At 71.2% G+C, this 10,540-nt stretch carries 11 protein-coding genes and 1 pseudogene; 7 read left to right on the top strand and 5 right to left on the bottom strand.

Annotation, left to right across the window (positions count from 1 at the left end; translation table 11 throughout):
• A pseudogene (locus NHG85_RS18525) lies at positions 1-249 on the top strand (DNA polymerase III subunit delta); the annotation flags it as partial.
• Between the two features lie 109 nt (positions 250-358).
• Here NHG85_RS18525 and NHG85_RS18520 read toward each other — a convergent pair.
• The 4 genes from NHG85_RS18520 to NHG85_RS18505 all read right to left on the bottom strand — a co-directional run bounded on the left by NHG85_RS18520 (position 359) and on the right by NHG85_RS18505 (position 4,725).
• The gene (locus NHG85_RS18520; RefSeq protein ID WP_253335195.1) at positions 359-583 is read right to left on the bottom strand and encodes a hypothetical protein; all 225 of its coding nucleotides are present in this window, start codon (positions 581-583) and stop codon (positions 359-361) included.
• 100 nt (positions 584-683) lie between these two features.
• A complete protein-coding gene (locus NHG85_RS18515) occupies positions 684-1,334 on the bottom strand; it encodes a YjbF family lipoprotein (RefSeq protein ID WP_253335193.1) in 651 nt (216 codons plus the stop codon).
• Complete coding sequence (locus NHG85_RS18510; RefSeq protein ID WP_253335191.1) at positions 1,331-3,478, bottom strand: YjbH domain-containing protein; 2,148 nt, start codon at positions 3,476-3,478, stop codon at positions 1,331-1,333. Before NHG85_RS18510 ends, NHG85_RS18515 begins: the two co-directional genes overlap by 4 nt.
• 71 nt (positions 3,479-3,549) lie before the next feature.
• Positions 3,550-4,725 (bottom strand): TIGR03862 family flavoprotein, encoded by a 1,176-nt coding sequence (locus tag NHG85_RS18505; protein ID WP_253335189.1) that lies wholly within the window; start codon positions 4,723-4,725, stop codon positions 3,550-3,552.
• 64 nt (positions 4,726-4,789) lie between these two features.
• Here NHG85_RS18505 and NHG85_RS18500 point away from each other — a divergent pair, with 64 nt between their 5' ends.
• The gene (locus NHG85_RS18500; protein WP_253335187.1) at positions 4,790-5,140 is read left to right on the top strand and encodes a hypothetical protein; all 351 of its coding nucleotides are present in this window, start codon (positions 4,790-4,792) and stop codon (positions 5,138-5,140) included.
• 6 nt (positions 5,141-5,146) lie between these two features.
• Here the strand turns inward: NHG85_RS18500 and NHG85_RS18495 are convergent, their stop codons facing one another.
• A complete protein-coding gene (locus NHG85_RS18495; protein WP_253335185.1) occupies positions 5,147-5,890 on the bottom strand; it encodes an SDR family oxidoreductase in 744 nt (247 codons plus the stop codon).
• A gap of 127 nt (positions 5,891-6,017) precedes the next feature.
• Between NHG85_RS18495 and NHG85_RS18490 the strand changes: the two genes are divergently transcribed.
• The 5 genes from NHG85_RS18490 to NHG85_RS18470 form a co-directional block, all read left to right on the top strand.
• Positions 6,018-7,550 carry a hypothetical protein gene (locus tag NHG85_RS18490; protein WP_253335183.1) on the top strand — a complete coding sequence of 511 codons (1,533 nt, stop codon included), beginning with the start codon at positions 6,018-6,020 and terminating at the stop codon, positions 7,548-7,550.
• Positions 7,551-7,668: 118 nt separating this feature from the next.
• Entirely contained in the window at positions 7,669-9,015 is a 1,347-nt protein-coding gene (locus tag NHG85_RS18485; RefSeq protein WP_253335182.1) for a TldD/PmbA family protein, read from the top strand.
• Complete coding sequence (locus NHG85_RS18480) at positions 9,002-9,820, top strand: 3'(2'),5'-bisphosphate nucleotidase CysQ (RefSeq protein ID WP_253335181.1); 819 nt, start codon at positions 9,002-9,004, stop codon at positions 9,818-9,820. Before NHG85_RS18485 ends, NHG85_RS18480 begins: the two co-directional genes overlap by 14 nt.
• A 55-nt stretch (positions 9,821-9,875) precedes the next feature.
• Positions 9,876-10,121, top strand: a complete 246-nt coding sequence (locus tag NHG85_RS18475) for a DUF4170 domain-containing protein (protein ID WP_253335180.1) — start codon at positions 9,876-9,878, stop codon at positions 10,119-10,121.
• The coding region (locus NHG85_RS18470; protein WP_370363062.1) for a glycosyltransferase N-terminal domain-containing protein at positions 10,118-10,540 on the top strand (423 nt) is incomplete at its 3' end. The genes NHG85_RS18475 and NHG85_RS18470, both read left to right, overlap by 4 nt.

The raw sequence follows: 10,540 nt of genomic DNA, 5'->3' as shown, positions 1-10,540 counted from the left end.
CAGCTGCACGCCGGGGCCAGCGATCCGGGCGGGGCGGGCCAGGGCATCGCCCGGCTCAGGCCGCCGGTCTGGGGCCCGCGGCGCGACGCGATGACCCGGCAGGCCGGCGCCTGGGGCCGGGACAGGCTGGAGCGTGCCGTGTCGCTGCTGATCGAGACCGACCTGCAGCTGCGCTCGGCCAGCCGCGCGCCCGCGCAGGCGCTGGTGGAGCGGGCATTGATCCGGCTGGCGATGATGGCGCGCCGCTGAGCCGCGCGCGGAAGGCGATCCGGCGCGACCCGGACCCCCAAACGCAAAACGGCGGACCCGAAGGTCCGCCGTTCTATCCAACCGGCCCGAAGGCCGGTCGGTCCTGAAATCAGGAGTCGTCCGAAGCGGCGAGAGCCACCAGGCCGGCAACGGCGGCCAGCGGCAGCAGGAAGCCGAGGGGGCCAGCCAGCGAGCCGCGAGCGGCGGGGGCTTCGGGCTCGACCACGACAACCGGGGGCTCAACGATTTCGACGGCCAGGCCACCGGCGAAAGCCGAAGAGGCGGTCAGGGTGCCGGCGACGGCGGCGGCGACGAGGGTCTTGGTGAGGCGCATGTCTCTACTCCAGTTGATAACAAAGCGTTAGGTCGGCTATAGCCAAGATAGGTGTATCACACAAGCTGGATGACCAGATCACCGGGCCGGAAAAACGAAACTAAAGGTCGTTGCTGCGCAAATATGCAACACCCCGGCTGACGAACTGACGCGACGAAATGATCTCTCCGGCCGCGTCGAGCCAGTAATAATTGTCGAAGAGCAGCGCCGCGCCCCGGCAGGACTCGTCGAAGCGGCGCGCCTGCACCCGCCGCGTTCCGAGGTCGACCGTCTCGACTCCCTTGGGCGTTACCGTGCAGTCGAATTCGGCGCGTTCGATTCGATCCAGCCCGTCGAGGGTCTCGTGCACGCGCCGTGCCTGACCGCCGCCCGCGCGCAGCGCCGCCCGGCTCTGGCGCGCGTCGGTGGCCATCAGATCGTCGCCCAGGCCACGGGTCGAGACCAGCATCCCGTCGCGCATCGTGTAAGTGAAGCCCTGCGGCCCGGCGAAGCTGGCCGAGACGCCGTTGTCGATCAACCGCGTCGCGGTGCCCGTCAGCCCCAGCGTGTTGAGGCCGACCCGGCGCAGCGTCGAGGGATCGGCCCTGCCTTTCCCGCTTGCGCCTGCCGCCACGGGGGCGGCTGTCGGCTGCGTGCCGACCAGGGGCGCGATCGCCCCCTGCAGCGCACCGGTGAGCCCCCCCGCGCCGCCGCATCCCGCCATGAGGCCCAGCCCGAGCAGGGCCGCCGTCATCCTGATCCGAATCGTCATTTCCAGAACCGCCCCCAGCCATCTTCGAGATCGTTCAGGTGGCCGTCGCGGACCACCTCGTAGAGCCGCCCGTCGACCCGCAGCTTGGCGCCGCCATCGCGCTGCAGCGAGGCGAGCGAGGTCGAGGCCTCGCGCCGGGTCGGCTGCCCTACCACGTAGTCGAGCGGGATCGAGACCCGGATGCCCTTGTCGAAGGAGCCTTCGCCGTAGGCGTCGAAGGGCACGTCCGTGAGGGTGAAGTAGCCGCCGACGCTCCAGCCGTTCTCGAACTCGCGGTCGAGCGTGAAGGTCGCGCCCCAGTCGCCCGCGAGGTAGCGGCCGACGTCGACCTGCCCGTAGAAGCGGTTGTCGAAATCGTAATAGGCCGAGGCGTGGCCGGTCACCACGTCGTAGTCCTGAAAGCCGAATCCGAGATCGAAATCGCGCTGGCGGGCATAGCTCACCTCCGCGCCGAGCCCGAGCCGGCTGTCGGCGGGCTTCCACAGCACCTCGGTCGAGAGACCGCCATACATCTCCTCGAGATAGCCCAGCGTGGCGCGGGAATAGACGTCGGGCGCGAGCCGCCCGTATTGGGCCAGCGTCAGGTCGCGGATTCCGGTGGTGCCCTGGTCGGCATAGAGCGCGGCGTTGCGGCGCACCGGGTAGGGCTCATCGCCTTCGGCGACGATCAGCTCGGGATTCTCGCGGTTGGTGTAGAGCTGCTGGCGCAGCGTGCCCGAGGCGACGAGGCTGTCGGTGATCTCGTAGCGGGCAGAGAGCTGCCCGCCCAGCTCGACCTGGAAGGGGTCGTCGCCGTTGAATACGGTGATCCGCGCATAGGGCGCCAGCCCGTAGGAGAACCGGTCGTCGAGACGCGGCAGCGGCTCGAGCCCGTCGCGCGGGCCCGCGTCCTGCAGCACCAGCCGCTGCGACAGCGCCTGCGTGCCGCCGGCGGTATCGGCAAAGGCCTCGATGTCGCTGCGGCTCAGCGTCACCGCCGAAAGCGGCACGCCGCGTTGCATCGGCTCGAGCGTGAAGCGCTCGATCGAATCGGGCAGGCCGAGGCTCAGCATCCGCGCGATGCGCCCCATCGCCTGCGCCTCGGCGCGGTAGCGGGTGTTGGTGTAGCGCAGCCGCACGGCGCGGTCCGACAGCTCGATCGAGGAGAGCTCGACCCCTTCGGCCGCCAGCGCCTGCTGCAGCGTCGCGCCGATCGTGGTCTCGGGGATCTGCGCGCGATCCCATGTCGCGGCGGCGCGGGCGTCGCCCTGGCGGATGCGGATCGGCGAGGGGGCGGGATCGAGCCCGGGGCCGAAGGGCCGCGTGCCCGGATCGATCAGGAAGGTGCCGGTGAGCCCCAGCTCCGAGCCGTGCAGCCAGGAAGCGCCGAGCTGCACGCCGGGCAAGGGCCGGTAGACCAGCCCGAAGTTGAGCGGCGAATCCCGCTCGATCAGCCCCAGCTCGGTCTCGCGCTCATAGGCGTCGGAAGAATACTCCGCCTTGAGGGTCAGCTTGTCGGTCGCGGCGTATTCCACGCCGCCGAACAGCGCGGCATCGCCTTTGAAGAGCTGATCGAGCGCAAAGGTCCCGCCCTCGCCGAAATCGAGCGCGGGCCGCTCGTCGAATTCCGACGACAGGAGGCCGAGCGGGTTGTCGAAGCCCCCGTCCGAGCCCAAGCGCCCCCAGCCCAGGCCGCCGGTCACCCGGATCTTGTCGCCGAAGGTCTTGGTCGCGACGAGGTATTCGGAGCTGTAGGCCCCGGTGCCGAGGAAATCCTGCAGCCCCACCGCAAAGGCGGGCAGGAGTTCGGTCTCGTCGTTGAAGCGGTAGCGCAGATCGAAGCTGCGGTCGAAATAATCGTCGACGCGGCCACGGCTGCCGGGCAGCGAGTAATCCTCGATCTTGCTGTAGCGGAAGCTGCCCGAGAGGCCCGGCAGAAGCTGGAAGGTGAAGGTGGTGCGCACCTGCCCGTCGAACCGCCCCATCGTCGCCGCGATCTGCCCGTCCGGCGCGCTCAGCGCCGAGGGCATGTCGATAAGTCCCGGCGTGCCGTAGAGCGTGTAGCTCAGCCCCCGGTCGGACACCGTCTGGGCCTGCACCGCTCCTGCCGCCAGCAGGGCAAGAAGGCTCGCGGCCCCGCCCCGGCGCATCGCTGTGATCGTCATCTCGTGCTGCACTCCCTGCTCGCTCGGCGCACCCTAGCGAGCGGCCCCGGCAAATGAAAGCGAGCGGCGTCTCAGCGCACCGTTCCGAGCCGCCTTGCCGCCGCGCGCCCGGCGTGGCGGCCTGTGGCCAGACAGGCGGTGAGCAGATATCCGCCCGTCGGCGCCTCCCAGTCGAGCATCTCGCCCGCGGCGAAGACGCCGGGCCGGTCGCGCAGCATCAGATCCTCGTTCAGCGCCGAAAAGCGCAGCCCACCCGCGGTCGAGATCGCCTCGTCGAGCGGATGCGGCGCGCCGAGCGGCACCGGCAGGCCCTTGAGAAGGGCCGCCAGCGCCGCCGGATCGCCGGGCAAGGGCCGGGCCCATTCGTGCAAGAGCGCCAGCCGCACCGGATCGAGGCCCAGCGCCTTGCGCAAGTGGTTCGACAGGCTCGCCTTGCCGCGCGGCCGCGCCAGCCTGTCCTTGACCTGCGCGAGGTCGAGATCGGGCAACAGGTCGAAGGCCAAGGCCGCGCCGTCGCGCAGATCGGCCGAGACGGCGTAGATCCCGCCGCCCTCCAGCCCCCGCGCCGAGATCACGCATTCGCCCCGCACCCGCCGCGCCCCGGCGATCAGCGCCACCGGCTTGACCGGTGCGCCGAAATGGGCGCGCATATGCGCGGACCAGGCGACGCCGAAGCCCATGTTGGCCGGGCGGAACGGCGCGACATCCTCCGCCAGCACCTTGGCCCAGGCTCCGTCCGATCCGAGCCGCGCCCAGCTCGCCCCGCCCATGGCCAGCACGGTGGCCTCGGCCTCGATCCCCTGCCGCCCCTCGGGCGTGTCGAACAGGGCCGTGCCCCCCTCCCAGCCCGCAAAGCGCCAGCGGGTCCGCAGATCGACCCCCGCCGCGCCGAGCCGCGCCAGCCAGGCGCGCAGCAGCGGCGAGGCCTTCATCTCGACCGGGAAGACCCGGCCGGTCGAACCGGTGAAGATGTCCTGCCCCAGGTCGCGCGCCCAGGCCTGCACCTCGTCGGGACCGAAGCCCTCCAAGGCGGCGCGCAAACCGTCCGGCATCTCGCCGTAGGCCGCGTCGAAGGCGGCGCGCGGCTCGGCCTTGGTCAGGTTGAGCCCCGACTTACCCGCCATCAGCAGCTTGCGCCCCATGCTCGGCATCCTGTCGGCCAGCACCACGCGATGCCCGGCCGCCGCCAACTCATCCGCGGCCATCAGCCCCGCCGGTCCGCCGCCGATCACAAGTGCCCGCGCCATGGCCGCTCCCCTGCGGCCCAGCGCCGCGCTTGCCAGGACGCATACCCCGTCCCATCTCCTCCCCATGCCAAGCCGCCGCGAAAAACGCCAGACCGAGGCCCGGACCGTCGCCACGCCGCGCGTCGCGCCGCTCTGTGCGCTGTGCCAGCGCCCGATTCCCGAAGGCGTGCCGCAAAGCTCGCATCACCTCGTGCCCAAGATGCGCGGCGGCACACATGGGCCGCAGGTGCTGCTGCACCACATCTGCCACAAGGAGATCCACGCGACCCTGTCGGAGACCGAGCTGGCGCGCGACTACAACACGCCCCAAGCGCTGCGCGCGCATCCCCGGCTAGAGAAGTTCATCGCCTGGGTGTCGAAGCGGCCACCGGAGTTTTCCTCCAAGGTGCCGGGGCGCCGCCGCGCCCGCCATTGAGCGGGTCTAGACCAGTCCGATCCGCCTGCGGATCTCCTCGTCGCGCAACGAGATCTCCTGCCCGACCCGGTCATCGGCCGCGTCCGAACACATCCAGACCAGGGCCTTGGCGGGCCATTCGGGCGGGATATGCACCGACCAGTCGAGCCGGCTCACCGCGTTGATGCCGCTTTGCTTGATCTCGCGCTGCATCTGCGTCGCTACCGTGCCGGGGCTCAGCCCCATCGCCCGGATGCCGCGCCCACGATATTCGAGATCGAGCGAAGAGGTCAGCATCGCCGCTCCGGCCTTGGAGGCGCAATAGGCCGACCAGCCCTCGACCGCGTTGTGCGCCGCCCCCGAGGAGACGGTGATCATCGTGCCGCCGCCCTGATCCAGCATCTGCGGCAGGGCCGCGCGCATGCCGTTGAAGACGCCCTTGAGGTTGATGTCCACGACCTTGCCCCAGGCTTCGGGGTCGAGATCGCCCATCGCGCCGATCGGCTCGATCGCGCCGGCGTTGTTGATCATCACGTCGAGCCGCCCGAATTCCTTGACGCAGGCCTCGACCGCCGCCTCGATCTCCCAGTAGCGGCTGACGTCGCAAGGGATGGCGAGACCCGCCTCGCCCAGCTCCTTGGCAATGTCCGACAGCGCCTCGGCGCTGCGCGCCAGCAGCGCGACCCGCGCGCCCTTGGCCGCGAATTCGCGCGCGGCCGCAGCACCGATGCCGCGGCTCGCCCCGGTGATCAGAACCGTCTTTCCCTGCATCGCCTCTTCCCCCGCGCTTTGAGCTTTCGTCCAGCCTAGCGGGGGCCTAGTCTCCGGTCCAGACGCGGCGGGTGCGGCCCGCGCGGCGGGCCCGGCCCGTGGAAAGCGATTGCGAGGAGGGTCCGAGATGACCGCATTGAAAACGGCGTCGATCGGCGCGCTGATCCTGATGGGCGGGGCCGCGCAGGCCGATGTCACGGCCGAAGAGGTCTGGCAGGACTGGCAGGCGGGCGCGGCGCAGCTGGGCGAGGCCCGGATCGAGACCGGCTCCGAGGAGCGCGCGGAGGGCAGCCTCACCATCACCGACCTCGTGCTGACCATGACCGGCGAGGATGGCGAAATGATCATCCGCGTGCCGCGGATCGACTTCGTCGAGACCGAGGCGGGCACGGTCGAGGTGACCCTGCCCGACAGCTACCCGATTGCCTTTTCCGGCACCGACGAGGTGGGCGTGAGGACCGAGATCGACCTTGCCGTGCGGCAGACCGGGCTCGACGTCACCGTGAGCGGCGATCCGGAGGCGATGCGCTACGACTACGCCGCCGCCCGCTATGCTCTGGTGCTCGACCGGCTGGTCGAGAATAGCGCGCCGGTCGCCGCGGAAGCGATGCTGGCGCTCAACGCCCTGCGCGGCAGCTACCTGTCGCAGACCGAGAGCTCGGGCCTGCGCCGCACCGACTACGATCTCGCCGCCGAAACGCTCGAACTGTCGATCGAGGCCGAGGAGGGCAGTGGAGACGACGCGGCTGGCGCCATGTCGATCGACGCCAGCGTCGCGGATGTGGCGCTCTCGGGCCAGATGGCGCTGCCCGAGGGGATGGAGGAGGCCGAGGCGCTGCCCGATGGCTTCGCGCTGGGCTTCGACTATGCCACCGGCCCGGCGCTGGTGGAGTTCGACGGCGAGGGGCCGCAGGGCCGCGCCGTCGGCACCGCCCGCACCGCTTCGAGCGCGGTGCAGCTGTCGCTCGACCCCGCCCGCGCCGCCTACGAGTCCTCGACCAAGGGGTTGGATCTGGCGCTCACCGATGGGCTGATGCCCTTTCCGATCGAGATCTCGGTCGCCGAATACGGCTTCGGCCTCGACCTGCCGCTCGGCTCGGATACGGCGCCGCAGGATCTCTCCGCGCGGGTGACGATCGATAGCCTGAGCTTGGGCGATCCGCTCTGGGCGCTGTTCGATCCGCGCGAAGCGCTGCCGCGCGAACCCGCGACGCTGATCGTCGAGCTGTCGGGCAGCGCGCGCCTGCCGCAGGACCTCGCCGATCTCGGGACCGCCGGGGCGATGGGCGGGGCCATGGGCGAGACGGAGGCGATGCCCGAGGCCGCGCCCGAACTCGAGAGCCTGACCCTCGACCGGCTGGTGCTGCGCCTTGCCGGGGCCGAGATCCTGGGCGACGGGGCCTTCACCTTCGACAACGAGGATCTCGAGACCTTCGAGGGCTTCCCGCGGCCCGAGGGGCGGATCGACCTCAGGGCCACCGGGCTGAACGGGCTTTTGGAGAACCTGTCGAAGATGGGCGTGATCCCGGCCGAGCAGCTGATGGGCCCGCGGATGATGCTGGGGCTGTTCACCACGACGGTCGGCAATGACGAGCTGACCTCCGAGATCGTGATCGACGCGGCGGGACAGGTCATCGCCAACGGCCAGCGGATCAGGTAATCCGCGGCCTCGCGCCCGTCTCGCGTCTGTCTCGCGCCCACCCCGCGCGCGGGGCCGCGCTTTCCAGACGGGCACGGGCGCGCTAGATGCAGGCGCGACAGCCCGAAAGGATCCGCCCATGACCGCCTCGCTCGCCGACCTGACCGACCGGATGCTCCAGGCCGCCCACCGCGCCGGGGCCGAATCCGCCGACGCGGTGGCGGTGGACGGCACCTCCGTCTCGATCGACGTGCGCGAGGGGCGGCTGGAGCAGGCCGAGCGCGCCGAGGGCGTCGATATCGGCCTGCGGGTGCTGATCGGGCGCAGGCAGGCCATCGTCTCCTCCTCGGATGCCCGCGACGCCACGATTCAAACCATGGCCGAGCGCGCCGTCGCCATGGCGCGCGAGGCGCCCGAAGATCCCCATATCGGGCTGGCCGAGGCGGAGCAGCTGGCGCGCGACACCGATTCGTCGCGGCTTCAGATGCACGATCCTTCGCCCGAGCCCGATCCCGCGATGCTCGAAGAAGATGCGCGCCGGGCCGAGGCCGCCGCGCGCGGCGTGGCGGGTGTGACGCAGGTGCAGGGTGCCACCGCGGGCTATGGCCACCGGCGGGTTCATATTGCCGCGACCAATGGCTTCTCGGGGGGCTATGCGCGCTCCGATCGGGCGATCTCCTGCGTCGCCGTCTCGGGCGAGGGCACGGGCATGGAGCGCGACTGGGACGCCGACAGCCGCATCTTCCAGGCCGACCTGCGCAGCCCGGAAGAGATCGGCCGCCTTGCGGGCGAGCGGGCGGCGGCGCGCCAGGGCCCGCGCCGGCCGCGCACCGGCCGCTACCCTGTGCTGTTCGACGAGCGCATCTCCTCTTCGCTGGTGGGCCATCTCGTCGCCGCCGCCAATGGCGCGGCCATCGCGCGCGGATCGAGCTGGCTTTTGGGCCGCGAGGGCGACCGCGTCCTGCCCGCCGGGATCTCCCTGACCGAGGAGCCTCACCGCCCGCGCGCCTCGGGCTCGCGGCTGTTCGACGGCGAGGGGCTGCCCACGACCGAGCGAGCGCTGGTTGACGACGGGGTTCTGACGGGCTGGATTCTCGATCTGGCCACGGCGCGCAAGCTGGGGCTGCAAAGCACCGCCAATGCCGCGCGCGGCACCTCCGCGCCGCCCTCGCCCTCCGTCACCAACCTGAGGCTGACCCAGGGCGAGGCCAGCCGCGAGGATCTGATCGCGCAGATGGGCACCGGGCTTCTGGTCACCTCGATGATCGGCTCGACCATCAACCCCAACACTGGCGATTATTCGCGCGGTGCGGCGGGCTTTTGGGTCGAGAACGGCGAGATCCTGCACCCGGTCAACGAATGCACCATCGCGGGCAACCTGCGCGACATGCTGATGTCGCTGGTTCCGGCCAATGACGCGCGCGATCACCTGAGCCGGATCGTGCCCTCCCTGCTGGTGGACGGGATGACCCTTGCCGGTGACTGATCACAGCGAGGACCTCGCGCTTCTGGTCGCGGCGGCGCAGGCGGCGGCGCCGATCGCCAGCGCCTACAGCGCGCCCGAGGTCTGGGACAAGCCCGATGGCGGCGGCCCGGTCTGCGAGGCCGATCTCGCGGTCGATGCGATGCTGCGCGAGCGGCTCGGCGCGGCGCGGCCCCGATATGGCTGGCTCTCGGAGGAGACGGCCGACGCGCCCGAGCGGCTCGGGGCCGAGCGTATCTTCATCGTCGACCCGATCGACGGCACGCGCGCCTATCTCGAAGGCAGCCCCGACTGGGCGCATTCGCTCGCCATCGCGCAAGACGGCAAGATCACCGCGGCCTGCGTGCTGCTGCCGCGCCACGGGCTGCTCTACACCGCGACGCTGGGCGGCGGCGCCCTGCTCAACGGCGCGCCGATCCGTGCCAGCGCGCAGACGGACCCCGCCCGCGCGACGCTTCTGGGCCCAAGGCTGGCGATGAGCCCCGAGCACTGGACCGGTGGCGACGTGCCGCCCGTCCGGCGCGCCTTCCGCTCGGCGCTGGCCTGGCGCCTGTGCCTTCTGGCCGAGGCGCGCTTCGACGCCATGCTGACGATTCGCCCGACCTGGGAATGGGACATCGCCGCGGGCAGCCTGATCCTGACCGAGGCGGGCGGCACCGCGACCGACAGGCGCGGTGCTACGCTGTCGTTCAACAAGCCGCATCCGCAAAGCGACGGCGTGCTGGCGGGCGGCGCGCTGCACGGCGTGCTGCTGGCGCGGCTCGAAGCGGCGCCGGACAGCCCCGCCCCCGATCCCTCCACCGCTTGACCCGACCCCGCCGAGGCGTAGTTTGCCGCCAAAGCCCCAACCCCGAGGAAATCCCATGACCCAGCGCCTGCATCTCGTCTTCGGCGGCGAGCTGACCGATCCGTCGCAGAACGTGTTCCGCGATACTAACGACATCCACATCGTCGGCATGTTCCCCGACTATGCCTCGGCCTACAACGCCTGGAAGACCGAGGCGCAGCGCACGGTGGACAACGCCCACATGCGCTACTTCATCGCCCATATCCACCGGCTGCGCGACGAAGAGGCCGCCGCCTCGCCGACCGAGGAACTCGGCAGCTGAGACCCGCACCCGCCGATCCCGCGGCGCGGCCCGAGGGGCCGCTGGTCTGGGTGCACAGCCCCGACCCCGAGCGCAGCCGCACCGCCCTCGCGCTGGCGCGGCACCTCGAGGAGGAGCGCGAGCCCGTGACCTTGCTGCTCACGGCGGCGGCGCGTCAGCGCGACGCGCCGCGCAACGTGCTGCAATGGCCGCCCTTCCTCGACAGCCGCGCCGCGACGCAGACGTTTCTCGGGCGTTGGCGGCCCGACCTGCTGCTGTGGATCCGCGGGCCGCTGCAACCGGCACTTCTGTCAGAAACGGCACGCGCCGGCATTCCCGCGCTGATGGTCGATGCCGAGGCCGAGACCGCCACCCTCGCGGGGGGCAGGTGGCGGCCCGGGGCGCGGCGCGCGGCCTTCGCCGCCTTCGAGCGGATTCTG

This window comes from Limimaricola litoreus (genome assembly GCF_024159025.1).
GTDB lineage: Bacteria > Pseudomonadota > Alphaproteobacteria > Rhodobacterales > Rhodobacteraceae > Limimaricola > Limimaricola litoreus.
Note: the sequence above shows the minus strand (reverse complement) of the source record. Positions and strands in the feature narration are given on the sequence as shown.

Coding starts and splice junctions, on each gene's coding strand:
- NHG85_RS18505 (WP_253335189.1), bottom strand. CDS start 4,725: ATGGCGCGGGCACTTGTGATCGGCGGCGGACCGGCGGGGCTGATGGCC.
- NHG85_RS18510 (WP_253335191.1), bottom strand. CDS start 3,478: ATGACGATCACAGCGATGCGCCGGGGCGGGGCCGCGAGCCTTCTTGCC.
- NHG85_RS18485 (WP_253335182.1), top strand. CDS start 7,669: ATGACCGCCTCGCTCGCCGACCTGACCGACCGGATGCTCCAGGCCGCC.
- NHG85_RS18475 (WP_253335180.1), top strand. CDS start 9,876: ATGACCCAGCGCCTGCATCTCGTCTTCGGCGGCGAGCTGACCGATCCG.
- NHG85_RS18490 (WP_253335183.1), top strand. CDS start 6,018: ATGACCGCATTGAAAACGGCGTCGATCGGCGCGCTGATCCTGATGGGC.
- NHG85_RS18500 (WP_253335187.1), top strand. CDS start 4,790: ATGCCAAGCCGCCGCGAAAAACGCCAGACCGAGGCCCGGACCGTCGCC.
- NHG85_RS18495 (WP_253335185.1), bottom strand. CDS start 5,890: ATGCAGGGAAAGACGGTTCTGATCACCGGGGCGAGCCGCGGCATCGGT.
- NHG85_RS18520 (WP_253335195.1), bottom strand. CDS start 583: ATGCGCCTCACCAAGACCCTCGTCGCCGCCGCCGTCGCCGGCACCCTG.
- NHG85_RS18515 (WP_253335193.1), bottom strand. CDS start 1,334: ATGACGATTCGGATCAGGATGACGGCGGCCCTGCTCGGGCTGGGCCTC.